We start from the raw sequence: 26,546 nt of genomic DNA on the forward strand, positions 1-26,546 counted from the left end.
CTTTCCTTAGCGGGGTTGTTCACAGAAGATCAGGTTGCAGCTTCCTGTATGGTTCTCGGCTCTGATCGTTATCTGTCCCTTAGGTCCCCAGGCGGTTGCACCGGATGCGAGCTGCCCGAAGTACTGGAACTGGGCAACTCCGCTGCCACTGTTGACCGGCGAGACGTTGATGGTGAAGGTCGCGACGGCACCAGGAGCCACCGTATTGTTGAGCCCCACGGATTGACTCGTCCGCAACGTCGTCAGCGCCAAGTAGGTGTCACCGGGGTTCCAGACAACGTTGCCGGTGTTCCGGAACTGGAATGTCACCGTGGACGTTTCACCATTGAAGATGTGCTCTGGGCCGGCTGACGCCTGCACCAGCTCAGCAGTACGCGAGATGGTTGGAACGGTGAACGTGCCGGACCGATTGATGGCCAGGTTGGGGCCGCCCCAGGGAGAGATGCCATGAACATAAAGCGGCTTTCCGCCATGAACGCTTCGTGTATTTGCATCCAATGCAAGTCCGAACCAGTAAGAGCCTTGTGATTGGCAAGCCTCTTTCACATCGTCATTCGGGATCAACATACCGGTCACACTGCCGAGGTAGGTGCCGCTCCCTGCAGGTCCACCTGCGTAGACATGAACCGTGGTCGCGGCGTTGACTCCTACCGAGCAGGCCCATCCCTGCACGGAATAGTTCCAGTTCCCATCATTCATGATCCCTGCAACATCACCGATGATGTGCGCGGTGGGAATGGAGAAGGTGCTGGAGTTGTCCAGAGCTCGGTTGTACTGCGCGCCCAGCGGAGAGTGGCCGTAGAGCGTGATCTTTTTCCCACCCAGCTGCTGGCGCTGTTCCAGCGTGAGGGGGAGCTGGAATCGATATGCGTTTCCTGTTGCCTGGCACGCGGATGCTACCTGGCTCTCGCTGGCGAGGTTCGCCTGTGCGCTGCCGAGATAGGTTCCGCCCTCCGCATAGCCATCAACCTGGATGGACGAAGCCGATCCCGAGGAGCAGGCCCAGCCTCGCACGAACCAGTTCCATTGCGCGTCGTGGGTGACCTCGTCGATTACGCCCCTGACAACGCTCTCGCTGGAATAGTCCGTCTGCGCGATTTCAGTGCGTGTGCGATTGGATGCGGTGTCATACGTGTGACGCGTCCACAGCCAGTTGCCGTCCCCAATCGGCTGAACTTCGCTCATCAGGCGCCGGCCAGCGTCGTAGCTGTATAGCGTCTTGATTCCCACAGGTGTGGTGATGCTGGCAATGTCGCCCGTCGCGTTGTACGTCGTTGTGGTCGTTGCCCAACCGGACCCTGTGTTGATCCGGTCTACCAGAACACGGCCGCGAGCGTCATAGGTGATTTCACGGACATCGCCATTGGGTCCGGTGATACGGCCCGGCTGCCCCAGTTCGTTGTAGGCGGCGTACGTCACCCTGTGCCCCAACGCGCTGGTGACACTGGACAGATCTCCCTTCGCATTGAAGGTGGACGTGATGTCGTCCTGCGCCAAGGGGCCATCTTCCTTGACGGAAGCCGTCAGCCCATTGGCGTGGTAGGTATAGGTGTACTGAGTGGTTCTGGCCTGACCATTGACGCCGGCAGCACTGAGATTTCGTGTCGTGACCGAGCTGACGTTACCGCGGCTGTCATAGCTGAAGCTGGTCTCGCGATCACCAACCCGCGTTTCCTTCAGCAGATGCCGTCCCGCCGCATCCCACTGATAGAGCGTGACACGTTCCGCAGCGCTGCCAACGGCCTCGGCCTTCCTCAGCAGATTGCCATCGGGGCTGTAATCAAAATCAGTGACGTTGTCGACAAAGTCGTGAACGAGGTCAGGATTGCCATTGGCATCGTAGGTGCGTTCCTTGTAGCTGGCGGGACAGGTCGTTGATCGGTTGCCGGTCACCGACACCTGGCGTCCGTCCTCATAGGCATACGTTGTCGTGCGACCGAGTGGATTGGTCTCGCTGACCTTCAGTTTGACCGGACGGGTCCGCTCCCCGGTGGCGGCCAACAGCACGCCTTGGGCGCTCGGGTCGGCGGCGATTTGAACAGGGCCACCGGGCAAGGACCGGGGCTGGATGCAGATATTGCCCTGGCCCGGTCTGTACTCACACCAGCCCGTCTCTTCGTTGCCCCGGATGCCGCCTGGATGCACCGGCGCTGGAGGTACCGCCACCGGCGCGCTGCTCTCGATGGCGTAACTGAAGGTGTGCCGCTCGATACCGCCGGCATGTTCCGAGAGCGTTGCTCGCCTGTTGGCATCGTAGGCGAAAGTAGAGTAGCGCACGCCGTTGTAGGACTTGCCGGTGAAGCCACCTGGATATCGCGCGTCCTCGTAGTGGTAGCTGATCGTGGTCTGCGGCGAGCCCGGTAGGGTTGCGCTGGCAAGACGCGCACGTCCCGTGCCGAACGCATTCGGGGTATAGGTGTACTGGTAGACGTTGCCCGCAGGATCCTTGACCTGTGTCAGCGATCCGTTGGACCAGACGAACTGGATGCTGCGGCCGGAGGAATGCGTAACCTTCTGCAGATACTTGTCACTGTACGTGAATGTCCAGAAGACGCCCTGCTCATTGCGAAGCTCGGTAATGTATCCAGCAGCGTCGTACCGCTCGCTGCCCAGCTCCTCGTTGTACAGGGTGAAGCTGCCATCGCTGTTCTTTGTCAGGTAGGCGATCGGCTTGGCACGATCCTCGTTCCAGCGCCCGTTCGCTTCGCTCCAGACGAACTTGAGCCTGCGACCGTCCGGCCGCTGTGCCCAGGCCGTCTTCTGCGCGTTCGAGAATGCGATGCTGTAGTCGAAGTTGCTGATCCAGTGGTTGCCAAACAGGCCAGCAGCACTCCAGTGATGGTTGTAGGTGCGCTCCAGGTACAGGCCCATCTCCCCACCGACGGTGAAGTCCCGTTCGATTTCGACCTTGTTGCCGGTGTAGAGCACAACGGGGTTGCCCTTGCGCTCGCCGCAGTCATCACGACGATCGTCGGTTTCCTGTTCCACCGCTGTCCTGGCGGGCATCGACGCGTCCGAGTGGTAGGACACCCCTATGCCAATCGAGATGACACCTGAAGTGCCAACTGATGGACCACGCAGATGGGTAACGGTGATCTTGTCCAGATCCTTGATTCCGGAGTCCCCGTTGTTGTTCTGATAGAAGACCCTGGTTGCCTTTTTCGCGGACGCAGGAGGTGCCAGGAGAAAGCCCGACATCAGCACGGGCAGCAGAAGTGCGGCGGTGGTAGACACGCCTTTCGAACGGAGCTTCATGCTCGCTTTTATTCCTTGTGTTGCCGGATCTGAAGTCGCTTTCGCCTGAACCGTGAGTTCAGGAGGAAGTGGATAGTAATCTGGAGTTCACACAGTTGAACAGAGCGATGTGCGCAGTCGCGATGTCGTATCCGTCGCCGAGGCGCAGATCGTGATCACGGTTTTCCATACGCGTTCCGCGGTAGCCAGTGCCACTACTTCAGAACAACGACCCCTGAGGCGAATCCACCTTCGGCGGCAGCGGCTTCTGGAAGCGGCTGCAATCCAGTTTCGGCCAGTGGCTGTTCTGGGCGTCGAAGCCCAGGCGCTTGCGCGCCAGCTTGAAGCGGTTGTTCAACAGATCCGCATAGACCCCCTGGCCCCGCATGCGCGTGCCGAAGCGGCTGTCATAGTCCTTGCCACCGCGCAGCTGCTGGATGGTGCTCATCACGTGCGCGGCGCGATCCGGATGGTGGGCGTCCAGCCAGTCGCGGAACAGCGGCGCAACCTCCAGAGGCAGGCGTAGCAGCACATAGCCGGCAGTGCGCGCACCCGCCTCGTGCGCCGCTTCGAGCACGCTTTCCAGTTCACTGTCATTGATCCACGGAATCACCGGCGCAACCATCACGCCAACCGGAATGCCCGCCTCGTGCAGACGCTTCATCGCGCGCAGGCGCGCGTGCGGTGCAGAGGCGCGCGGCTCGAGCTTCGCCGACAGGCGTGGATCCAGCGAAGTCACCGAGAAATGCACGCTGACCAGGTTCTCTGCCGCCAGTGGCGCAAGCAGGTCGATATCGCGCTCGACCAGCGCGTTCTTGGTGATCAGCGAGAACGGATGCTTCGTCTCCAGCATCACCTCGATCAACTGACGGGTCAGCTTGAACTTGCGCTCGATCGGCTGGTACGCATCGGTGTTGATGCCGAGCGCGATCGGTTGCGGCGCGTAGCCTGGCCGGGACAGCTCCTTGCGCAGCAGCTGCGGCGCATTGGTCTTGGCAAACAGCTTGGTCTCGAAATCCAGGCCCGGCGACAGGTTCAGATAGGCATGCGACGGGCGCGCGAAGCAGTAGGAACAACCGTGCTCGCAGCCACGATACGGATTGACCGACTGGCTGAAGCCTACGTCCGGGGACGTATTGCGGCTGATGATGCTGCGCGCGGTTTCAGCGCGTACCTCGGTGCGCAGACGGGGGGCCGCGAACTCGTCGCTTTCATCCACTTCCCAGCCGTCGTCCACTGCCTCGCTGACGGTGCTCTCGAACCGCCCGGCAAGGTGGGAGCTGGACCCTCGGCCTTTGATCGCGATACCCATGTGGGTAGCCTACGCCGCTGCCGTCTCAGCGGCTGCGACAACAGTATTGGCCCCGCCGGGCAGGGTCCGGCGCTACCTCAGAGCAGCGCCAGATAGCCCCGAACGGTCGCATCCAGCCCGTCATACAGGGCCTCGCCGATCAGCGCATGCCCGATCGAGACCTCCAGCACCTCCGGCACGTTCGCCAGGAAGTCACGCAGGTTGTCCTGCGACAGATCATGGCCGGCGTTCACACCAAGCCCAACGGCCTGCGCGCGGCGCGCGGCCGTGGCGAACAGCGCCAGCATCGCTGCGGCGTCGCCTGCGGCGTGCGCTTCGGCATAGGGTCCGGTGTACAGCTCGATGCGATCGGCGCCGACCTCGGCCGCCTGTTCCAGCAGCGGGCTGCCGGCATCGACGAACAGGCTGACCCGGCAGCCCATCGCCTTCAACTCCGCCACCAGCGGACGCAGGCGCTCGCCGTCGCGCTCGAAGTCGAAACCGTGGTCGGAGGTGATCTGGCCATCGCCGTCCGGCACCAGAGTGGCCTGCGCCGGACGCGTCTGCGCGCACAGCGGCAGCAGCCCCGGGTAGCCGTCGCGTGGCGGTGCGAAGGGATTGCCTTCGATGTTGAATTCGACGCCACGGACGCGGGTCAGCGTGGACAGCGCAAGCACGTCCTCGGCGGTGATGTGGCGTCGATCAGGTCGCGGATGCACGGTGATGCCATGGGCGCCGGCATCCAGGCAGGCCTGGGCGGCACGCACCACATCGGGTTCGGCACCACCGCGCGAATTGCGCAGGACGGCGATCTTGTTGACGTTGACACTGAGCTGGGTCATCGAACGGTACTACTTGGAAAGAGGGGACGGATCGTGTTCGTCGCGTTGATCCGCGCCACGGGCCTCGGCCTGCTCACGCAGGCGGCGCAGCTCGTCGGCATCGATCAGGGTTGAGGGATCACTCTGCAGATCACCGAACCGGGCCACGTAGCGGCCACGCACCCAGGCCAGCAGGAAGGCGAGGGCCGCCAGCAGCGCCAGCGCCATCAGCCCCGGGCTTGGGGTTTTCAGCGCGAAGGCGAAACAGCCCAGCGCCGGCAGCAGGTACAACCAGTACATAGTCAGGCTCCCCGGATGATCGCCGCAGTGTAGCGCCGCCTTACAGCAGCGGCGAGGCCAGGCGCGCGAAGGCCTCGGGCAGGCGTTGCAGCCACAGCGAGCGGGCCGCGGCCTGGTCGTGCACGCGGGTAGCGCGCTCGAACTCGGCCTCCAGCAGGCCCGCCAGGGCGGCCACCCGCTCGCGGTCGCTGATCATCATGGACAGCTCGAAGTTCAGGCGGAAACTGCGATGGTCGAAGTTGGCGCTGCCGACGATGCAGACGTCGTCGTCGGCGATGAAGGCCTTGGTATGCAGCATGCGGGGGCCGTACTCGTAGATCTTCACCCCGGCGTGCAGCAGCTCGTCGAAGTAGGACCGTGCGGCCTGGGTCACGAACCAGGAATCGCTCATCTTCGGCACCAGCAGGCGCACGTCCAGTCCCCCCAGCGCGGCCGAGGTCAGCGCCATCCGCGCGGCTTCGCCCGGCACGAAGTAGGGCGTGACCAGCCACACGCGCTCCTGCGCTTCCTGGATGGCCGCCACGTGGAGCCGGTGGATGGTCTCCCAGCCCGAGTCCGGGCCGGACACCAGCACCTGTGCGTTGATCGAGCCTTCGCCGCGGAGCGGCATGTCCGCCGGCCACATCCGCGCGATGTCGAAATGCGAGTGGTCCTGACCGCTGGCGTAGAGCCAGTCCTCGGCAAACACCAGTTGCAGGCTGCGGACTACGTGACCGCGGATGCGCATGTGCAGGTCGCGGTAGGCGTTGGCGTTGCGGCTCTCATCCTCGTCATCGGTGATGTTGATGCCGCCGGTGAAGGCGAGGCGGCCATCGACGATCACCAGCTTGCGGTGGGTGCGCAGGTTCAGCCACGGTCGCTTGAAGGGCTTCAGCAGCTGGCGGGGATGGAACCAGACCGCTTCACCGCCGGCGTCGAGCAGCGGCTGCAGGAAGCGTCGCGGCACCGCGGACGAGCCCACTGCATCGAGCAGCAGCCGCACCTGCACGCCGGCGCGGGCACGTTCGACCAGGGCATCACGCAGTGCGGTTCCGGCATGGTCGGGATTGAAGATGTAGTACTCCAGATGCACGTGGTCACGCGCCTGCGCCACCGCTTCCAGCAGCGCGGCATAGGTCGCCGCGCCATCGACCAGCCAGGTCACTTCGGTGGCACTGCTCGGCGCCAGTCCGGTGGTGGCCTGGGCGATCTTGGCCAGCTCGGTGCAATCGGCATCGGGCGGGCAGACGTCGCTGTAATGCTCCATCCCCGATCGCGCGCGGCCACGACGCAGGCGCTGCCGCTTCACCTTCTGCGGACCGAGCAGGTAATAGATGAAAAGGCCGAGGTAGGGCAGCAGGGCCAGCGACAGGATCCAGCTCAGCGTGGCTACCGGTTCGCGCTTCTGCAGCATGATCCAGCCCGCCAGCGCGAGCAGGTACAGCAGGTAGGCCACGGCCAGGATCGAACCCAGGTGGGCAATGCCATCAAGCCAGTGGCGGAGGGAGTCGAAGAGGGCGAGCATGCGCCGATCATAGCGGGCGCCAGCGGGTTTCCGGGCGTCGGCACCGGCACAAAAAAAGACGCCCCTGTCTCCAGGGGCGTCTGCAGTCGCGTCATGACTGTTGTGTTGCGGTATTGCGTTTACTGCTGTACGAAGCCGATCTTCTTCATCTGAGCATTCTTCGCGGCAGCCAGAACCTTGGCCATCACGTCGTACTCGGAATCCGGGCTTGCATCGATCCGCAGTTCCGGCTGGTTGGTCGGGTCACGCTGGACCTCCTGTTCCATCCGCTGCTGCAGCTCGCTGGTGCTGATCGGGCTGTTGTTCCACGAGACTTGGTTGCTGGCGTCGATCTTCAGTTCGATCGGCGGCGGCGGTTCGACCAGCTGCGGCGGTGGGTTGAGCACGCGCTGCGGCAGGTCCACGGCGATCGGGTAGGTCATGATCGGCGCGGTCACGATGAAGATGATCAGCAGCACCAGCATCACGTCCACGAGGGGCGTGACGTTGATGTCGGCCATGGGGCCCTTGCCACCACCACTACTGAATGCCATGGCTTATTGCCCCTTTTCTTTGGTCGCGACGAAGCCGACGTCCAGCATGCCCTGCTCCTGCGCGACCTTGGTCAGGTCGTTGATGACGCGCATCTTGGTGGTGCGGTCACCACGCAGGTTCAGCGGCGGCTGCGGGGTCTGCTGGGCGGCGGTCGCCAAGCGCGACTCGAGCGTCTGCTTGGTGATTTCTTCGTCGTTCCAGTAGATCGAGCCGTCTTCCTTGACTGCCAGGGTGATCGGACCGGAGCGCTTTTCGGCGTCATCCGGATTCTGGATCAGGTTGGCTTCCGGCAGATCCACCTTGACCTTGTGGGACATCAGGGGCGCCGTGATGATGAAGATGATCAGCAGCACCAGCATCACGTCCACGAGGGGCGTAACGTTGATGTCGGCCATGGGGCCGCCGCTGTTACCACTACTGAAAGCCATAACGGGCTCCGTCTAGATCTTGATGACTACTTGCTTCGTCGCGGGTGGAAGCGCGCCGCAATCAGCGGACGCGCGAACCGGTGGCGAAGAAGTCGTGCAGGTCGTGCGCGAAGGTATCGAACTTGCTGATGGTCGCGCTGTTGATCTTGCTGAAGAAGTTGAAGGCGAACACGGCCGGGATCGCGACGAACAGACCGATCGCGGTCATGATCAGCGCTTCACCCACCGGGCCGGCAACGGCGTCGATCGAAGCGGAGCCGGTGGCACCGATCTTGATCAGCGCGCCGTAGATGCCCCACACGGTACCCAGCAGACCGACGAACGGAGCGGTCGCGCCGACGGTGGCCAGCAGGGTCATGCCCGACTGCAGCTTGTTGCTTTCGCGGGTGACGGCCTGACGCAGGGCGCGGTCGACGAATTCCGAACGGCTCAGGTTCTCACCCAGGCCACCGGTACCGCCGCCTTCAGCGCGCTGGTGGTGGGCAGCTGCCTGGGCAGCGTCCAGGGCGATCTTCGAGAACGGCTCCGAAGCCGGCTGCTCTTCCATCGCACGGATGGCGTCCTGCGCGTTCGGGGTGTCCCAGAACAGGCTGACGACGCGATCGGCAGCGCTCTTCAGGCGGGTGGCGCGGAAGATGTTGATGACGGTCCAGTACCAGGACATGGCCGACATGATCACCAGGGTCAGCAGCACGACCCAGGAAACAGCGAAATCACCCGGCTTGGTGGTCATTTCGTGGATCAGGTGCTCGAAGCCCATCTGCGACAGGGCGTTGGACGGATTGCCCCCGGCAGCAGCGGCGATGAAAATTTCCTGCAGCATGACGCTTACCTTTGTTGTGTGTGGTGATAAAGGGTGTAGCTAAGCTAAACAATCGAACCGGAGCGGGGGTGGCCCGAAGCCACCCGAACGCATCAGTTCAGCGCAAAGTTGACCGGGACGCGAACGCGACCTGCCGTCTTCTTACCGCCAGATTCAGCGGCGTTGAAGCGCCACTTGCGTGCTGCTTCCATCGCAGCACGGTCCAGGTCGCGGTTACGGCTGGACTTTTCCACCGTGACATTGGTGACGTTGCCGCTGGCATCGACATCAATGATCAGGATCACTTCACCCTGGATACCTGCGCGGAATGCTGCCGGCGGATAACGCGGGGGATTCATCGCCTTGGACGAGATGTCCACGCTGGCCTCGATCGACGCCGGCGGGCTTGGCGGCGACGGCGGGGTCGGCGGAGTGACGATATCGTTCGGACGCGGTTCCGGCACGTCCACGACCGGCGCCTGCGGCGGCGGCGGGACCGGCGACGGCTTCGGCGGCGACAGATTCTTCACCGGCGGCGGCGGAGTATCTGTCGGCGGCGGCGGCGGCGGCGGCGGGGGCGGCGGCGGCGGTGCGTCGACGATGGTCACCATCACATTGCGTTCCTTCTCCGCAGCGGCCTTGGGAGCCACGGCAGGGATCAGAAGCATCATGAAGGCGGCCAGATGCAGGGCGATTACAAACGCGATGCCGACGATGCGAGGCCAGCTCAGCCCCTTGTCATCGGGTTGTTCGTACCGGTGAACGACTAGTTGTTCCGTCATGCGCCAAGAGCTCAATAGTGGGGCCGGGATGCCGGGGGCGGAATCCCTGATCAGCGGTGCATGACACCGCAGGAACCTCCAAGCTTATACCAATCCTGAGCGCCTGCGCATCAACTGAGCAGGCGTTCAGGCGTTATTCCTACTTACTTCAGGTTGATGATTTTCTTGGCATCAGCCTGGTTCTTCACGCCCTTCGCCAGCGCCTGCTGGGCGGCCTGCTTGGCCTCGGGGACGCGACCTTCGGCATGCAGGACGCGTGCCAGGTTCAGGTAGGTCTCACCGTCCTTGGACAGCGGGGCGGCCTTCTGCCACGCATCGATCGCCTGCGGCACCTGGTCGGAGTAGTAGTAGGACTGGGCCAGCGCCAGGTAGACCTGGTAATCCGGCTTCAGGATGCCCTTCTGCAACCCTTCGTTGATGACCGCGATGACGTCCTTTTCCTTGTTCTCGGTGTTGGCATAGATCGAGTACAGCTGCTTGTACTCGCGCTCTTCGGTGAGCTGGCCGCTGCTGCGCAGCTTGTCCATCACCGCGGCGGCCTTGGGCATCTGGTCGGCCTGCATGTACATGTTGGCCAGATTCAGCTGCGCTTTCTTGTCGTTCGGGTTCTTCGCCGCCAGGGCCTCGGCGGCCTGCACGGCTTCACCGGTCTGGCCGGCCTCGGACAGGGCCGCCATCAGCAGCTGGTTCCAGCTGTCCTTCGGCTCGGTGGAGCCGGCGATGGCCTGCTTCAGCACCGGGATCGCTTCCTGGTAGCGCTCCAGCTGGTACAGCGCCTGGCCCTTGGCGATCAGCTCGTCCGGCTTGGTCGACTTGCTCTCGGCGAAGTACTTGTCCAGGGTAGCCAGGCCTTCGGCGGTCTGGTCTTCCTGCAGCTGCAGCTGGCCCAGCATCAGCATCGACTGGAAGTGGCCGTTGTTGTCCAGGCCGTTGAACTGCAGCACCTGCTTCAGGTAGGCGATGGCGGCGGCGACATCGTCGGTCTGGTAGGCGGCCTGCGAAGCCAGCTGCGCGGCCAGCGACTTGTCGTACTCGTTCGCGGCGCTGTCAGCCAGGATCGCGTCGGCCTGGGTGCGGGTCTCCGGGAACTTTTCCTTGTTGTAGCTGTCTACCAGTTTCTGCAGCTTGCCACCCATCTTGGCCGAGGACTTGGCCGCCGGCTCCTGGCGGGTCGCATTGGGGTACAGCGGTTCGGCCTTGGCCTGCTTGCTGCTGCCGCCGCGGTTGCCACGGTCGGAGGAACGCGAGGACTGCGCGAGCGCATCGGTGACCACGGCGCCGGTCAGGGCGGTCGCGACGAGGACGGAAAGCACAGCTTTGTGTTTACGGAAAATCATCGTTCACCTCGATCGAACCGCCGGATAGCGGCAAAGTCGGACTGTCAGAAAAATCTGAGCCGCCAAACGTATCAGAAACAGATGGCGTGAGAAATCGTTTTATGTGCTGCAATACAGCATGAAACTGCGCACTCATCCGCACTTTGGTCGCAGTCCGGCCGCCTGCGCCTGCTGGTAGACCGGCATCAGGGCAGGGGAATCACGTCGCAGCTCCTGGATCCGGTTGGCCGGATCGGGGTGGGTGGACAGCCATTGCGGGCTGCGTCCGCCGCTGGCGGCCATCATGTTCTGCCACAGGTCCACCGCCTGCGCCGGGTTGAAACCGGCCTGCGCCATCAGCCGCTGGCCGATCACGTCCGCCTCGCTTTCCTGGGTCCGCGAGCCCGGCAGCAGGAACGCCGTCTGTGCCCCCATGCCGCCAAGCTGGTTGACCGTGCTGGCCGCGCCTTCGCCATAGGCAGCGCCGGCCAGTGCGCCGAGTACCGCCAGGCCGGTCTGCGCGCCCATCTGCCGGGTGATGCGCTCCTCGTGGTGGCGGGCGATGACATGGCCGATCTCGTGGCCGATCACGGCCGCCAGCTGGTCCTGGTTCCTGGCTACGGTGAAGATGCCGGTGTTCACGCCCACCTTGCCGCCAGGCAGGGCGAAAGCGTTGGGTTCCTTGTCGACGAACACGGCGGTTTCCCACCGTACGCCACGGTATTGTGGAGGCAGCTGGGCGACCAGCGCGTTGACCACGCACTGCACGTAGCCGTTCTGCCGGCCGTCCGTGCTGATCTTTTCCTTCTGCTTCGTCTCGGCGAACGCCTGCGCGCCGAGCTGGTCAAGCTGTGCCTGCGAGACGCCACCGATCATCTGCCGCCGTCCGGTCGGCGATGTGGTGGTCGCGCAGGCGCTGACCAGGGTGGTGATGACAAGGGCCAGCAGCAGTTGTTTCATGGGTCCACCCCCGTGTTCATGAGCGCAGTGTGTATCGTCGCTGCTTAATCTTTCGTCAAGCGGACAGCCGTTACGTCGCGCCGAAGAACACCAGCGCCACCAGTGCCACGGCATTGTTCAGGGCATGTGCGGCGATGGCCGCCCAGAGCGTTCCGGTACGGCGGTACAGCCAGCAAAATGCAGCGCCCATGCCGCCGTAGACCAGCCAGAGCTGGGCGATCTCGGCCGGGCCGTTGGCGCTGGTGCCGGGAATTTCATGGATCAGGGCGAAGGCAAGGCTGCTCAGTATCATGCCCAGCCAGGGGCGACCGGCCTGCCACAAGCGCCCGAACAGGACGCGCCGGAACAGCAGTTCCTCGTAGGCCGGCGCCAGCACCACCGCGAACAGCATCAGGAACAGCGGAAAGCGCGCGACCGCGTTCTGCATCAGTTCCACGTTGGTCGGCACCGGTTCGATGCCGAACTGCCGGGACAGGAAGGCGATGCCGTTGCTGCCCACTACGATCAACGTGGCCACCAGCAGCGTCCAGCCCCAGGTGGAGGGCCGGCGCAGCGCGTCACGCGACGCCTGGCGTTCGGCCGCATTGGCCGGTCGTCGCCAGAAATACAGCAGCAGGGCCGCGCCGCCGGTAGCGAACAGCGCCATCAGGATCTGCGCCAGGGCACCCGGCTGGCCCAGTGCTTCGGTCAGGGTGCCGGGATCGGGTGCGGCGCCGTTGGCCTTCGCGTTTGCGTAGCCGACCATCATTCCGCGGTACAGGCCCCAGAACAGGCCACTGATCAGGCTCAGGCCGAACAGGGTGACGGCGGCGATGCCCAGATCGATGAAGAATCCCGCCAGCGGCGAAGCGGCGCGGGGGGCGGCGGTCGCCGGCGGAACCGGCGGCGGTGCGGAAACCGGAGCGGAAGCGGACATCAGATACCTGCGATCAAGGGGCAAGGGCCGGCGCGCCTCCCCGCGCACCGGCCACGTCCCGATTGTGTCAGATATCCAGGTTGGCGACCTTCAGTGCGTTGTCTTCGATGAAGTCGCGACGCGGCTCGACGACATCGCCCATCAGGGTGCTGAAGATCTGATCGGCGGCCACGGCGTCTTCGATGCGTACCTGCAGCAGGCGGCGGGTATCCGGATTCACGGTGGTATCCCACAGCTGTTCCGGATTCATTTCACCCAGGCCCTTGAAGCGCTGGATCTGGCGACCGCGCTTGGCTTCATCCAGCAACCAGTTCTGCGCCTTGACGAACGAATCGACCTCGATCGACTTGGCACCGCGGGTGATGGTCGCCCCCTCGCGTACCAGGCCATGCAGCAGCTTGGCTGCCTGGTGGATCGCGCGCAGTTCGCCGGTTTCCAGGGCCGAAAGCGGCAGCACCTGGATGTGCTCTTCGCCCATGTGACGTCGGGTCACCAGCACGGCCGCGGGGCGCTGTTCATTGGCCTCCTGCAGTTCCAGGCTGAAACGCGGGCTGCCCAGGCTGCCCTGGTTCAGGCGCCTGGCCAGCGCGTCCAGGCCTTCGCCTTGTCCGGCATTGCGCAGGGTGTCCAGTTCCAGCGGCATGAAGTCGACCAGCGCTTCGAGCAGGTTGCGATCATAGCGATGCGCATTGCGTTCGATCGCGTCCTGCGCGGAGGCGTAGGCCAGCAGCAGCTTCTCCAGGGCAACGCCTTCGATGCCGGGCTCGCCGGCGGCCGGCACCAGCGACGCGTTCTCCACCGCGCTGCTGGCCAGATAGCTGTCCAGCGCCGGATCATCTTTCAGGTACAGCTCCTGCTTGCCCTGCTTGATCTTGTACAGCGGCGGCAGGCCGATGTAGACGTAGCCGCGCTCGATCAGCTCCGGCATCTGACGGTAGAAGAACGTCAGCAGCAGCGTGCGGATATGGGCGCCGTCGACGTCGGCGTCGGTCATGATGATGATCTTGTGATAGCGCAGCTTGTCCGGGTTGTACTCATCACGGCCGATGCCGGTACCGAGCGCGGTGATCAGCGTACCGACCTGGTCGGACGACAGCATGCGGTCGAAGCGCGCACGTTCCACGTTGAGGATCTTGCCGCGCAGCGGCAGTACCGCCTGGTTCTTGCGGTTGCGACCCTGCTTGGCCGAACCACCTGCCGAGTCACCCTCGACGATGAACAGCTCGGACAGCGCCGGATCCTTCTCCTGGCAGTCGGCCAGCTTGCCCGGCAGGCCGGCGATATCCAACGCGCCCTTGCGGCGCGTCAGGTCACGAGCCTTGCGGGCCGCTTCGCGCGCGCGCGCGGCATCGACGATCTTGCCGGCAATCGCCTTCGCTTCGTTCGGATTCTCCTGCAGGAATTCTTCCAGACGCTGGCCGAAGGCACTTTCCACGGCCGGACGCACGTCCGAGCTGACCAGCTTTTCCTTGGTCTGGCTGGAGAAGCTGGGATCGGGCACCTTCACCGACAGCACCGCGATCATGCCCTCTCGCATGTCATCGCCGGTCAGGTTGATCTTTGCCTGCTTGGCGATGCCGTTCTGCTCGATGTAGTTGTTGAGCACACGGGTCAACGCACCGCGGAAACCGGCCAGATGGGTGCCGCCGTCCTTCTGCGGAATATTGTTGGTGAAGCAGTACATCGTTTCCTGGTAGGAATCGGTCCACTGCAGCGCCACTTCCACGGTGATGCCGTTGGATTCGCCGCTGACCGCGATGACGTTCGGATGCAGCGGCGTCTTCAGCTGGGCCAGATGCTCGACGAAACTGCGGATGCCGCCTTCATAGTGGAAGTCGTCGCGCCGGCCATCGCCGCGTTCGTCCGCCAGCACAATCTTGACGCCGGAGTTCAGGAACGACAGTTCACGCAGGCGACGGGCCAGGATGTCGTAGTGGAATTCGACGTTGTCGTGGAACGCGACGGTCGACGGCCAGAAGCGCACGGTCGTGCCGCGCTTGGTGGTGCTTTCCAGCTTGGCCAGCGGGCTGACGGCAGCGCCGTTGCTGAATTCCTGCTGGTAATGGAAGCCGCCCTGGAATACGTCCACCAGCAGCTTCTGCGACAGCGCATTGACCACGCTGACACCCACACCATGCAGGCCGCCGGAAACCTTGTAGCTGTTGTCGTCGAACTTGCCGCCGGCGTGCAGGACCGTCATCACCACTTCGGCTGCCGAGACTTCGCGGCCCAGCTTGGCGCTCATCTGCTCATGCTTGCCGACCGGAATACCACGACCGTTGTCGGAGACCGACACCGAACCGTCGGCGTGGATCGTCACCGCGACATGGTCAGCATGACCGGCCAGCGCCTCATCGATGGAGTTGTCGACCACCTCGAACACCATGTGGTGCAGGCCGGTACCGTCATGGACGTCGCCGATGTACATACCGGGACGCTTGCGGACAGCCTCCAGGCCTTCCAGGGCGGTGATGCTGTTGGCGTCGTAGTTGCCATTGTTTACCGGGGTGTTCTGTTCGTCGCTCATTGCGCTTGCCGTAGGCTCCGCAGGTCGGGCACCACAGGAAGCAGTGCGCCGAGAATGAAAGGATTGCAACCCGAATTATACCAGCCAGGGTCGAGCGGCCCTGTTGTACGCACTATGGCACAGCCACGATCTGTCCATGTTCCACGTGGAACCGGGTGATGTCAGTCAGCGCCTGCAGCGCGGCCGGCGCTTCGGTTGCCGTGACGAAGATCTGCGCCGGGCCGGCAAGCAGGCGCTCCAGCACCCGCGCCTGGTGGGTGCGATCCAGTTCGGAGGCCAGATCGTCCAGAGCAATGACCGGCCATTCCCCGCGCTGTTCCGCATAGTCTTCGGCCTGGGCCAGCAGACACGCCAAGGCCGTAAGTTTGGCCTGGCCGCGCGACAGCGCGTCCCGCCCTGGAATATGGCTGAAGTCCACGCTCCAGTCCGCCCGATGGGGCCCAACGGATGTATAGCCCGCCTGCCGGTCCCGCTCGCGTGCCAACAGCAGTGCATCGGCCAGCGGCAGTTCGTGGCGGCGCCATCCCGGACTGAGGTCCAGCGCCTGGATACCCAGCTGGGGGGCAAGACTGGCCGCCAGCGCGATGGTGCGCTCCTGCAGCCGCTCCAGATAACGCTGACGTCGGCTGGTCAACGGTTCGCCGGCCTCAGCCAGTTCGTGATCCCACGTATCGAGCATCCTCGCCGGCCCTCCCTGTTTGAGCAGGGCATTGCGCTGCTTGAGCGCCCGTGAGTAGCGGCGCCACAGGGACAGAAAATCCGGTTCCACGTGGAACAATCCCCAATCGAGGAAACGGCGACGGGGCTCACCACCACCGCTGACCAGAGCATGGCTACCCGGCTCGAACGTCACCACCGCCAGTGCAGCACATAGATTGCCAAGCTGGCTGACATCTTCACCATCCAGACGCCCCTTCCAGTCCTGTCCGCTATGGCGGAGACCGGCCTTGCGGCGGTGCGGCGATGACTGGGCGCGCTGTTCCTCCCATTCCACAAAGATGTCCAGCGCATCCTGGCCCTGGCGGACCAGGCCGTCGCGCACCCGACCACGAAAGCTGCGCCCGTAAGCCATCAGATGCAACGCCTCCAGCACACTGGTCTTGCCGGCCCCGTTATCGCCCGTCAGCAGATTCAATCCCGGTTGTGGCGACAGATCCACCACAGCGAAGCGGCGCAGATGGTGCAGGACGAGGCGACGGATCTGCATGGGGTGCGAAGGACCATCCGCACGAAGCGGTAGAGGGGCAGGGAATCCATCAGCTTACTGCATCGGTCAAGTCCGCCGTTGGCGTCAGGCTATCGCCCTGCAGACCATGGCGCGGTTGCGAACGTGTCCTGACCGGCTTACGGACGACGGCCCGCAAAAAACCTGCCGCATTTCCTTGAAATCTGCGCACCAACACCCGTGGCGGTTCCACAGATTTCAAGAATTTCAAGCCAGCGGTTTCACGCTATGCACAGCGGCCCGGTATTACTTATACACAAGGTATGGGCAATCTGTGGATAAAAAAGCCGCTTTGGCCCTGCCTGAAATCTATCCACAGGTTCCCCCCCAGCCCCAGGCGCCGATATGCAGGGGGTTTCAGCACATTAAAAACCAATAAAATCAACGAGATGACCCTGTTTTCCACGAAATCTGGCTCTACCATCACCACCAGGCTTTAGATTTATACCCAGATTTAGAAGCTAGGAAAGGCAGACAGCGCCTGCAACGACGTCTGTGGATAGTCGCGTCAGCAACAGGAGCAACCACGCGGATCCGGGCAGGCAGAACAGCTATAGGGATCTGTCACACCGGGGACTGGCCCCTTGCAGCACGATGGAGAAACGGGATGCTCCACGTGGAACCCCCCCAAAAAAAAACGCCCGGAACGTTCCGGGCGTCTTCTGGTTCCACGTGGAACAGCGCAACCGTCAGAGACGCAGCGGCATCACCACATGGCGGGACTTCTCGCTGCTGGACTCGCGCACCAGCGCCGACGAATTGGAGTCGCGCAGCTGGATGATGACCTCTTCGTCGCGCAATGCGGACAGGGCGTCCAGCAGGTAATTCACATTGAAGCCGATGGCCAGATCGCTGACGGTGGTATCGGCTTCGATCTCTTCCTGCGCTTCTTCCTGTTCCGGGTTATGCGCGCTGATCTTCAGGTTGCCTGGCGAAACTTCCACGCGGATGCCGCGGTACTTCTCGTTGGACAGGATGGCCGCACGCTGCAGCGAGGCGCGCAGTGCCTCACGGTCGACCTTTACCTCGCGGTCGGCACCAATCGGAATCACGGCTTCATAGTCCGGGAAACGACCGTCAATCAGCTTCGAGGTGAACGTGACATCGTCCCGCTTCACGCGCACGTGGCTGCGGCCGACCTCCAGTTCGATCTCGCGGTCGCCGCTCTCCAGCAGGCGCTGCAGCTCGGTCACACCCTTGCGCGGCACGATGATCTGTCGCTTGGAGCCGCTGGGCTTGGCCAGATCGGCTTCACACAGGGCGAGGCGGTGTCCGTCGGTGGCCACCGTACGCAGCGCATCGCCACGCAGGTCGAACAGCAGGCCGTTGAGGTAGTAGCGCACGTCCTGCTGGGCCATCGCGAACGCAGTGCGTTCAATCAGCTCCTTCAGGGTCGCTTCGCCGATCGCCACGCGCTCGGTGGCTTCCACCTCGTCTACCGACGGGAAGTCGTTGGACGGCAGCGTTGCCAGGGTGAAGCGGCTGCGACCCGCCTGCACGGTGATCTTGTCACCGGTCTGCGAGACGGTGATCCGGCTGCCATCGGGCAGGGCGCGGATGATCTCGAACAGCTTGCGCGCCGGAATGGTGGTTTCGCCGTCCTGGGCATCTTCAACCGCGATCCGCGACACCATCTCCACTTCCAGGTCGGTACCGGTCAGCGAAAGCTGGCCGTTCTGCACCTGGACCAGGAAATTGGCCAGAACCGGAAGGGTCTGGCGGCGTTCGACCACGTTGACGACCTGTGCCAACGGCTTGAGAAAGGCTTCGCGCTGCAGTGTGAAACGCATGTGGTTCCGTGCCCCTATGCTTTAAAAAATGTGGAATAAATCAAAAGCTTGGTGGTGCTGGTAGAGACAGAATCGCTGGAAAACAACGTTAAGTCTTTGTAATAAAAAGGATTTCTGGCCTCGAAACCCTCTGTATTACCGCCCCCCAGAGGGTGGGGAAAGCTGTGGATAAATTCCGCGCGTTGTCAGGCGCCTTTTTTATCCACAACTCATCCCGCGCTTGCTACCGGATTCTGCACCGTTTTGTGCGATGACGCCTCATCGGCGTCCGTGCATCATTCGCTCAGCTTCCGGATCAGCTTGTCCCAGTCTTCGCGGAGCTTGCCGTCGGTTTCCATCAACGTCCGGATCTGACGGCAGGCATGCAGCACCGTGGTGTGATCGCGACCGGCGAATGCGTCGCCGATCTCGGGCAGGCTGTGCTCGGTCAACTCCTTGGTCAGGGCCATGGCGACCTGGCGCGGACGGGCCAGCGAGCGGGTGCGGCGCTTGGACAGCAGATCCTTGATCTGCAGTCCGTAGTAGTCGGCAACGGTTTTCTGGATGTTGGGAATGCTGATCGCCTGCTGCTGGGCGCGCAGCAGGTCACGCAGGGTTTCCTGCGCGAACTCGGTGGTGATCGCACGGCCGGTGAAGTTGGCGCGGGCGGTCAGGGTATTAAGCGCGCCCTCGAGGTCGCGCACATTGGAGCGCATCTTCTTGGCGATCAGGAACGCAACATCATCGGGAATCTCCGCACCGCGTTCGCGCGCCTTGGCCAGCACGATCGCCGCACGGGTCTCGAAGTCAGGCGGTTCGATTGCGACCGACAGTCCCCAGGCAAGCCGCGACTTGAGGCGCGCTTCCAGCCCTTCGACCTCACGCGGGTACCGGTCACAGGTCAGGATGATCTGCTGCTTGCCGTCGAACAGGGCGTTGAAGGTGTGGAAGAACTCTTCCTGGGTGCGATCCTTGCCGGCGAAGAACTGGATGTCGTCGATCAGCAGCGCGTCGACCTGCTGGAACTGGCGCTTGAACTGATCCATGGTCTTTTCCTGCAAGGCCCGGATCATCGCGCTGAAGAACTGTTCCGAGCGCAGGTACAGCACCTTCGCACCCGGATTGGCCTGGCGCATGGCGTTGCCGGCGGCGAACATCAGGTGGGTCTTGCCCAGTCCGGTGCCTCCGTACAGCAGCAGCGGATTGTGTGCGCGATCGCCCGGTTTCTGCGCTGCCTGGAACGCAGCGGCGAGGCCGAGCTGGTTGCTGCGGCCTTCGACGAAGTTGGCGAAGGTGTAATGGCTGTCCAGATTGCCGGCGAACGGCACCTGGGGTTCGCTGGCTGCGTGCGCCGAATGCGTGGAAACCGGCGCGGTCTGCGCCTCTACCGGGCGCGGACGGGAGCCGATTTCAAGAAAAACGTCGCTGAAACCAGCGAAATGCGCCAGCAGCTCGCGGATGCGCGGCAGGTACAGCTCGCGCACCTGGTCGACGATGAAGGCATTCGGTGCATACAGCACCAGGCTGTCCACGCGCAGATCGGCCTGCAGCGGCTTCAACCAGGTGTGAACGTCTTCAGGCGGGAACTCCGCTTCGAGGCGTTCGAGACTACGGGACCAGGCATCCATCAGCAATAATCGTCCGATGGCCGGGGTGGGGGCGCGACAAGGCGCCCAAACACAGGCCGGAAAGGGGGGAAATGGATGGCTCAGACTACCACCGAGCGCCCGCCTTCGGAATGCTTGTCCCCTACTTATTCACAAAAACATCCACAGCTATTGCACAGGCCGGTGAATTCGCGTAGTCCCCAGGGCTTGACGCGGGGTGGGGTACCTCTCTAGAATTTCCGGTTCTTTCCGTCCCATTCATACGAGAGGCCCCAATGGCCACCAAGCGCACCTACCAGCCCAGCAACCTCAAGCGTAAGCGCGACCACGGCTTCCGTGCCCGTATGAAGACCGCTGACGGCCGCAAGATCCTGTCGCGTCGCCGCGCCAAGGGCCGCAAAGTCCTGAGCGCCTGATTGCCATGCCGCACATCGCGGCAGACGCAATCCCTTCGACAGTGAATACTGCAGACCCGCGCAAGCGATTACCTCGCTCTGCGCGGGTTCGCACGCGTGCCGAATACTCAACGGTCTTCAACGGCGCCCGCCGTGTGTCCGATCCGCTGATGACCCTGCACTGGCTGCCGGCTGACCGGCCGGCCAGGCTGGGTCTGGCGGTTTCCCGCAAGGTCGATCCGAACGCCGTCGGGCGCAACCGGATCAAGCGCGTCCTGCGCGACATCCTGCGTCAGACACGAACCGATATCCAGCCAGGCGACTTTGTCGTCGTGGCCCGTAGTGCTGCGCGTCACGCCAGCAATGACGACATCCGCCAGGCCTTCCTGCGCCTGCTGCGCCGCCTGCGTGCATTGCCCGCGCCGGGCGTGGACGGCACAATGCCGCCGCCTGATGGCATCGCAACTCCCTCTTTGACCGAGCCGGCACCGCGTTCCGGCCCCGCCGAGCCTGTCCGCTGATGAACCAGACCCGCGTATTTCTCATTTTTGCCTGGCTGATGGTGGCCGTGCTGCTGTGGATGGAGTGGAGCCGCGAGCAGGCCGCTCCGACCCCTGCTCCGACGACCCGTTCTGCCCCGGCCGCGGCGCAGACCGTGCCGGGCGCCGCCGCAGGCAGCGTTCCCAGCGCCCAGGTGCCGGCGGCCCCGGGCCAGGCGCCCACGCAGGCCCAGGCCAGCGCGACCCCGGCCGCCCAGCGCGTGACCGTCACCACCGACGTCCTGCGCCTGGTACTGGACGGGGGCCGCGTGCTCGACGCCGAGCTGCTGCAGTTCCCGCAGACCAAGGATGAAGGCAGCCCGCCGGTCCGCCTGCTGACCGAAGATCCCGCGCATCCGTACAGCGCGATCAGCGGCTGGGCCAGCCAGGACAAGAACGCCCCGGTGCCCGGCGCCGACGGCTTCAAGCTGGTCGGTGACACCCGCGACTTCGTGCTGGCCAAGGGCCAGAACGAACTGCAGATCCCGTTCGTGTGGACCGCCGACAACGGCGTGACCATCAAGCGCACCCTCACCGTCTCGCGCAACGAGTACGCCGTGCGCTTCAAGGATGAAGTCAGCAATGCCGGCGCCACCACGTGGAACGGCTACGTCTACCGCACCCTGGATCGCACCCCGACCATCCTGTCGCGGAGCATGACCAACCCGGATTCCTTCAGCTTCAACGGTGCCACCTGGTACGACAACGACAAAAAGTACCAGCGTCGTGCGTTCAAGGATTACCTGGAGGACGGTGCGCTGAACCAGAACATCACCGGCGGCTGGCTGGCGATGCTGCAGCACCACTTCTTCACCGCGTGGATCCCGCAGAAGGACCAGGTCGCCCACTACGTGCTGTCGCAGGTGGACGGTCGTGACCTGATCGAAGCGCGCGGACCGGCCTTTACCCTGGCCCCGGGCCAGTCCACCAGCACCGAAGCGCGCCTGTGGGTCGGCCCCAAGCTGGTCAACCTGATCGCCAAGGAAGACGTGCCGGGCCTGGATCGCGTGGTCGACTACAGCCGTTTCTCGATGATGGCGGTGATCGGCCAGGGCCTGTTCTGGGTGCTCAACCAGGTGCACAAGCTGGTCGGCAACTGGGGCTGGGCGATCGTCGGCCTGGTGGTGCTGCTGAAGCTGGTGCTGTACCCGCTGTCGGCCGTGCAATACAAGAGTGGCGCCAAGATGCGCCGCTTCCAGCCGCGCATCCAGCAGCTGAAGGAACGCTATGGCGATGACCGCCAGAAGTTCCAGACCGCGATGATGGAGTTGTACAAGAAGGAGAAGATCAATCCGATGGGCGGCTGCCTGCCGATCCTCATCCAGATGCCGATCTTCTTCGCCCTGTACTGGGTGCTGGTGGAGTCGGTCGAACTGCGCCAGGCGCCGTGGCTGGGCTGGATCCAGGACCTGACCGCGCGTGACCCGTACTTCATCCTGCCGGTGATCAACGTGGCGGTGATGTGGTTCACCCAGAAGCTCACGCCTGCGCCGGGCATGGACCCGATGCAGCAGAAGATGATGCAGTTCATGCCGCTGGTGTTCGGCGTCATGATGGCCTTCATGCCGTCCGGCCTGGTCCTGTACTGGGTGGTCAACGGCGGCCTGGGCCTGCTGCAGCAGTGGTGGATGACCAAGCGCCATGGCGGCGACCCGGTCCCGGCCACCGCCGCGTCGGCTCCGGTCAAGAAGAAGTAATCGGTAGAGTCGGCCGCTGGCCGGCTGACCGCAGCAGAAGCCCGCCGCAAGGAGGGCTTTTCGCATGAGGCGGTAGAATTCCGCGCGTGCGCAACCGGAGACGTTCCAAGCGATGAATGAGGCAGCCCGCACTGACACCATTGTCGCCATCGCCAGCGCGCCAGGTGCAGGTGGCGTCGGCATCCTGCGCCTGTCCGGCCCGCGCGCCGCCGCCATCGCCAACGCACTGGGCGCAACCGGCCTGCGCCCACGTCACGCGCATTACGCACGTCTACGCGACGCCGACGGCGAGGTGATCGACGATGGCATCGTGCTGTGGTTCCCGGCACCGAACAGCTTCACCGGCGAAGAAGTGGTGGAACTGCAGGGCCATGGCAGCCCGGTGTTGCTGCAGCAACTGGTTGCACGCTGCATCGCGCTCGGCGCGCGGCAGGCGCGGCCCGGTGAGTTCAGCGAGCGCGCCTTCCTCAACGGCAAGCTCGATCTGGCTCAGGCCGAGGCCATCGCCGATCTGATCGCTGCGGGCGACAACCGCGCCGCGCGTGCTGCCCGTCGCTCGCTGGACGGGGTGTTCTCGCGCCGCATCGACGCCGTGGTCGAGCAGCTGGTGCTGCTGCGCGTGCATGTGGAAGCGGCCATCGATTTTGCCGATGAGCCGCTGGATACGCTGGGCGGCGCGCAGGTGCGCCGCGGACTGGAACTGGCACGCAGCGACCTGGCCCTGCTGCGCCGCGATGCCGAGCGTGGTCGCCGCCTGCGCGATGGCCTGCACGCGGTGCTGATCGGCCCGCCCAACGCCGGCAAAAGTTCATTGCTCAATGCGCTTGCCGGCAGCGAACGCGCCATCGTCACCGACATCGCCGGCACCACGCGCGACACACTGCGCGAGACCATCCGCCTGGATGGACTGGAGCTGACCCTGGTCGATACCGCCGGCCTGCGCGACGGTGGCGACGCCATCGAACGCGAAGGCATGCGCCGCGCGCGCGTGGAGATCGAACGCACCGACCTGGCGTTGATCGTGCTGGATGCACGCGATCCGGCGGCGGGCGAGGCGGCCATCGGCGAAGCGGTGCGGGCTGTGCCGCACAAGGTCTACATCCACAACAAGTCAGATCTGCTGCAGGCCGGCCCAACCGTGGACGATCCGGACCGTGTGTTCGTTTCGGCCGCCACCGGTGCAGGACTCGACGACCTCCACGCGCGCCTGCGCGCGATCGCGTCGGCAGGCGCGGGCGAACAGGTGGACGGCGAGTTCTCCGCGCGCACCCGCCACGTGGATGCAATCGAGCGTGCGCAGGAACATGCCCGTCGCGCTGATGGCGAGCTGGCCCACGAACACCTGGAACTGGCAGCCGAAGAGCTGCGGCTCGCACATGACGCGCTGGGCGAGATCACCGGGCAGATGAGCGCCGATGACCTGCTGGGACGGATCTTCTCCAGCTTCTGCATCGGGAAGTAAGCCGCGCGGAGCCGTAGATAGGAGCTCATTCTCCGGCCACATTCCCCATAAAGTGACGTAATTGGCACTGAATCTGGGTCAGGATCTGACCAACGGCTTGAGTCAGGGCGAGTCCCGGGTTAGCGTGCGGAAAAATCTGACAAGGAACGGCAGATGCATCCAGATCATGTGGAGTACCAGCACTTTACCTATCCGGCACAGCTGGCCCGCTCTCTGAACTCGCTCGCTGGAATCATTGAAGGGATCGCTATCGATCAGGAGATCAACGAGCTTGAGCGCGGCTTTCTCGAAGGCTGGATCCAGCAGCATGTAGCACGCCGCAAATACCATCCCTTCAACGAGCTGATTCCTGTTGCCGAGGCAGCTCTGGTGGATGGAGTCCTTACAGAGGAAGGGGCTGAGGACATTCGGTGGCTCGTCTCGAAGATGCGATCTGCAGAGCGCATCGGCAGCACCGTTGCCGATCTCCAGCGACTACATGCCGTACTGGGCGGGATCGTCGCCGATTGCGAGATCAGCGAAGCTGAACTGCGCGGTCTGTCAGACTGGATGGAAGAGCATGTACATCTTCGGGGGTGCTGGCCGTATGACGAGATTGATCATTTGGTTGCGAAGGTACTTGCGGACGGAAAAGTGGATGAAGAGGAGCAACATCAGCTAACGCAGTTCTTCACTGAGTTCATTGCATTGTCCGATGACCGGACGGTCACGGCACCGACTGTTGGCGTCCAGGGTGCATTGATTGGTCTGTGTGCCGTTGCGCCGGAAATCCAGTTTGCCGAGAAGGGCTTCTGCTTCACGGGAGCTTCCTACAAAGGAAGTCGGAGCGAGATGGGGTTGCTGGTGTCAGACAGAGGAGGAACCGTCCACTCGAATCCCTCCAGAAAGGTCGATTACCTTGTCATTGGCGCGGAGGGCAATCCGTGCTGGACGTACGCTTGCTACGGTCGAAAGGTCGAGCGCGCCGTAGAACTACGTAAGCAGGGGGTGCGCATCATGATCGTCCATGAACGTGACTTCCACGACGCGCTGGTCGATTAGACCAGAATCGCCGAGCAGGCATCGGACTCCGCAGGACAGCATGGATCACTGCATCAACTGTCCGCCGTAGAGGCAAGCCCAAGTCAGGCTCCACAGCGGCCCTTCCCCCACCTGTCACATTGCCGCCGCATACTGCCGCCCATCACCTACCGTTGGGGGACGTTGCAGTGAAGTCGTGGGGTTGTGCGTTGCTGTTGTCGCTGGCCGTGGCACCATCGGTGGCCATGAGTGCTGAATCCTCTCTCCCGGCTGCGGCCAGGGCGTCGGTCTATGGTCATCGCGGCGCCAGCGCGCTGCTGCCGGAACACACCCTGGCTGCGTATGCACAGGCCATCGCCGACGGAGCCGACTACATCGAACCGGACCTGGTGATGACCAGGGACGGGGTGATGGTGGCCCGCCATGAGAACGAGATCGGGGGCACCACCGATGTCGCCTCGCATCCCGAATTCGCCAGCCGCCGCACCCGCAAGGTCATCGACGGGCAGACGGTGGACGGATGGTTCACCGAAGACTTCACCCTGGCCGAGCTGAAGACGCTGTACGCGCGCGAACGCCTGCCCGACCTGCGCAGCACCGCCTACGACGGCCAGTTCCGCATCGCCAGTCTCGATGAAATCCTCGCCTTCCTGGTCCAGCAGGCCGGCCGCGCCAATCGAGGCATCGGTCTGGTGCCGGAGATCAAGCATCCGACCTACTTCCAGTCCATCGGTCTGCCGATGGAAGACAAACTATTGGCCGCGCTGCGTGGCAATGCCTACACCAACGTCGGTCCGGTCACCATCCAGTCCTTCGAGACCGCCAACCTGCGTTACCTGCGCAGCAAGATCCCGCAGGACAGCAACATCCGCCTGCTGCAGCTGTTGTGGAAGGGCGATACCCAGCCGGCCGACGTCGCCAAGGCCGGGGGCACGCTGACCTACGCACAGATGATGACTCCTGCGGGCCTGAAGGACATCGCGGCCTATGCCGATGGCATCGGTCCTGAACTGCGCTCGATCATTCCGCTGGACGCCAACGGTGCACTGGGAACGCCGACCGCGCTGGTGCGCGATGCGCACGCGGCCGGCCTGATGGTGATCCCGTATACCTTCCGCCCGGAGAATCAGTTCCAGCCCAGCAACCTGCGCAGGGGGGCGGACAACGCGCGCAATGCCGAAGGCTCGATCGCCGAGATGCGCGCCTATCTGGCCACTGGCATCGATGCGTTCTTCACCGATGACCCGGCGCTGGGCCGGCAGGCGGTGGATGGCACTGGCGCGGCGGGCAACGCGGCGAACTGACACGTCAACGCCGCGGGGGGGGGGGGGCCCCCCCCCCCCCCCCCCCGGGGGCCCGCCACCCCCCCCCCCCCCCCCCCCCCCCCCCCCCACCCCCCCCCCCGCGAGCCGCCCCC

General features: G+C 63.9%; 22 protein-coding genes. 6 read left to right on the plus strand and 16 right to left on the minus strand.

Translation table 11 applies throughout. The annotated features are described in order from the left end of the window. Nucleotides 1–6: 6 nt before the first annotated feature. The 16 genes from ACVOME_RS12285 to dnaA form a co-directional block, all read right to left on the minus strand. Nucleotides 7–3,255 (minus strand): DUF6531 domain-containing protein, encoded by a 3,249-nt coding sequence (locus ACVOME_RS12285; protein ID WP_481505133.1) that lies wholly within the window; start codon nt 3,253–3,255, stop codon nt 7–9. Between the two features lie 199 nt (nt 3,256–3,454). After that, entirely contained in the window at nt 3,455–4,546 is a 1,092-nt protein-coding gene (locus ACVOME_RS12290; RefSeq protein ID WP_262218833.1) for a PA0069 family radical SAM protein, read from the minus strand. Nucleotides 4,547–4,623: 77 nt separating this feature from the next. Beyond that, entirely contained in the window at nt 4,624–5,367 is a 744-nt protein-coding gene (locus tag ACVOME_RS12295; RefSeq protein ID WP_481505134.1) for a pyridoxine 5'-phosphate synthase, read from the minus strand. A 9-nt stretch (nt 5,368–5,376) separates the two neighbouring features. Next, on the minus strand, nt 5,377–5,646 hold the full coding sequence (locus tag ACVOME_RS12300; RefSeq protein ID WP_053517208.1) for a hypothetical protein: 270 nt from the start codon (nt 5,644–5,646) through the stop codon (nt 5,377–5,379). A 40-nt stretch (nt 5,647–5,686) separates the two neighbouring features. After that, nucleotides 5,687–7,150, minus strand: coding sequence for a cardiolipin synthase (gene cls, locus ACVOME_RS12305; protein ID WP_065182132.1), 1,464 nt, complete (start codon nt 7,148–7,150; stop codon nt 5,687–5,689). Nucleotides 7,151–7,269: 119 nt separating this feature from the next. Next, on the minus strand, nt 7,270–7,683 hold the full coding sequence (locus tag ACVOME_RS12310; RefSeq protein ID WP_053517211.1) for an ExbD/TolR family protein: 414 nt from the start codon (nt 7,681–7,683) through the stop codon (nt 7,270–7,272). 3 nt (nt 7,684–7,686) lie between these two features. Further along, complete coding sequence (locus ACVOME_RS12315) at nt 7,687–8,112, minus strand: ExbD/TolR family protein (protein WP_053517212.1); 426 nt, start codon at nt 8,110–8,112, stop codon at nt 7,687–7,689. A gap of 61 nt (nt 8,113–8,173) precedes the next feature. Further along, the gene (gene exbB / locus ACVOME_RS12320; RefSeq protein WP_053517213.1) at nt 8,174–8,935 is read right to left on the minus strand and encodes a TonB-system energizer ExbB; all 762 of its coding nucleotides are present in this window, start codon (nt 8,933–8,935) and stop codon (nt 8,174–8,176) included. A 92-nt stretch (nt 8,936–9,027) separates the two neighbouring features. Further along, complete coding sequence (locus ACVOME_RS12325; RefSeq protein WP_053517215.1) at nt 9,028–9,696, minus strand: energy transducer TonB; 669 nt, start codon at nt 9,694–9,696, stop codon at nt 9,028–9,030. Between the two features lie 143 nt (nt 9,697–9,839). Next, entirely contained in the window at nt 9,840–11,033 is a 1,194-nt protein-coding gene (locus ACVOME_RS12330) for a tetratricopeptide repeat protein (protein WP_053517216.1), read from the minus strand. Nucleotides 11,034–11,165: 132 nt separating this feature from the next. Beyond that, nucleotides 11,166–11,972, minus strand: a complete 807-nt coding sequence (locus ACVOME_RS12335; RefSeq protein ID WP_053517217.1) for a M48 family metallopeptidase — start codon at nt 11,970–11,972, stop codon at nt 11,166–11,168. Between the two features lie 70 nt (nt 11,973–12,042). Then, complete coding sequence (locus ACVOME_RS12340; RefSeq protein ID WP_053517218.1) at nt 12,043–12,888, minus strand: CPBP family intramembrane glutamic endopeptidase; 846 nt, start codon at nt 12,886–12,888, stop codon at nt 12,043–12,045. A gap of 67 nt (nt 12,889–12,955) precedes the next feature. Beyond that, nucleotides 12,956–15,415, minus strand: a complete 2,460-nt coding sequence (gene gyrB / locus ACVOME_RS12345) for a DNA topoisomerase (ATP-hydrolyzing) subunit B (protein WP_065174070.1) — start codon at nt 15,413–15,415, stop codon at nt 12,956–12,958. A gap of 112 nt (nt 15,416–15,527) precedes the next feature. After that, complete coding sequence (gene recF / locus ACVOME_RS12350) at nt 15,528–16,622, minus strand: DNA replication/repair protein RecF (protein WP_481505135.1); 1,095 nt, start codon at nt 16,620–16,622, stop codon at nt 15,528–15,530. A gap of 707 nt (nt 16,623–17,329) precedes the next feature. Then, nucleotides 17,330–18,430, minus strand: a complete 1,101-nt coding sequence (gene dnaN / locus ACVOME_RS12355; protein WP_164229749.1) for a DNA polymerase III subunit beta — start codon at nt 18,428–18,430, stop codon at nt 17,330–17,332. A 275-nt stretch (nt 18,431–18,705) separates the two neighbouring features. Next, nucleotides 18,706–20,037, minus strand: coding sequence for a chromosomal replication initiator protein DnaA (dnaA, locus tag ACVOME_RS12360; protein ID WP_065174068.1), 1,332 nt, complete (start codon nt 20,035–20,037; stop codon nt 18,706–18,708). Nucleotides 20,038–20,291: 254 nt separating this feature from the next. Here dnaA and rpmH point away from each other — a divergent pair, with 254 nt between their 5' ends. The 6 genes from rpmH (at nt 20,292) to ACVOME_RS12390 (ending at nt 26,433) form a co-directional block, all read left to right on the plus strand. Further along, nucleotides 20,292–20,432: a 50S ribosomal protein L34 gene (gene rpmH / locus ACVOME_RS12365; RefSeq protein ID WP_005411729.1), complete on the plus strand. Its 141-nt coding sequence runs from the start codon at nt 20,292–20,294 to the stop codon at nt 20,430–20,432. 5 nt (nt 20,433–20,437) lie between these two features. After that, nucleotides 20,438–20,932, plus strand: a complete 495-nt coding sequence (gene rnpA / locus ACVOME_RS12370; protein ID WP_481505136.1) for a ribonuclease P protein component — start codon at nt 20,438–20,440, stop codon at nt 20,930–20,932. Next, on the plus strand, nt 20,932–22,647 hold the full coding sequence (gene yidC, locus ACVOME_RS12375; RefSeq protein ID WP_065174067.1) for a membrane protein insertase YidC: 1,716 nt from the start codon (nt 20,932–20,934) through the stop codon (nt 22,645–22,647). The genes rnpA and yidC overlap by 1 nt, the downstream gene beginning before the upstream one ends. Nucleotides 22,648–22,759: 112 nt before the next feature. After that, a complete protein-coding gene (gene mnmE, locus ACVOME_RS12380) occupies nt 22,760–24,109 on the plus strand; it encodes a tRNA uridine-5-carboxymethylaminomethyl(34) synthesis GTPase MnmE (RefSeq protein ID WP_262218828.1) in 1,350 nt (449 codons plus the stop codon). A 153-nt stretch (nt 24,110–24,262) separates the two neighbouring features. Next, nucleotides 24,263–25,150 (plus strand): BRCT domain-containing protein, encoded by an 888-nt coding sequence (locus ACVOME_RS12385; RefSeq protein ID WP_283219176.1) that lies wholly within the window; start codon nt 24,263–24,265, stop codon nt 25,148–25,150. 167 nt (nt 25,151–25,317) lie between these two features. Then, nucleotides 25,318–26,433, plus strand: coding sequence for a glycerophosphodiester phosphodiesterase (locus tag ACVOME_RS12390; RefSeq protein WP_065182139.1), 1,116 nt, complete (start codon nt 25,318–25,320; stop codon nt 26,431–26,433). Nucleotides 26,434–26,546: the final 113 nt, after the last annotated feature.

This window comes from Stenotrophomonas sp. STEN008 (genome assembly GCF_056760435.1).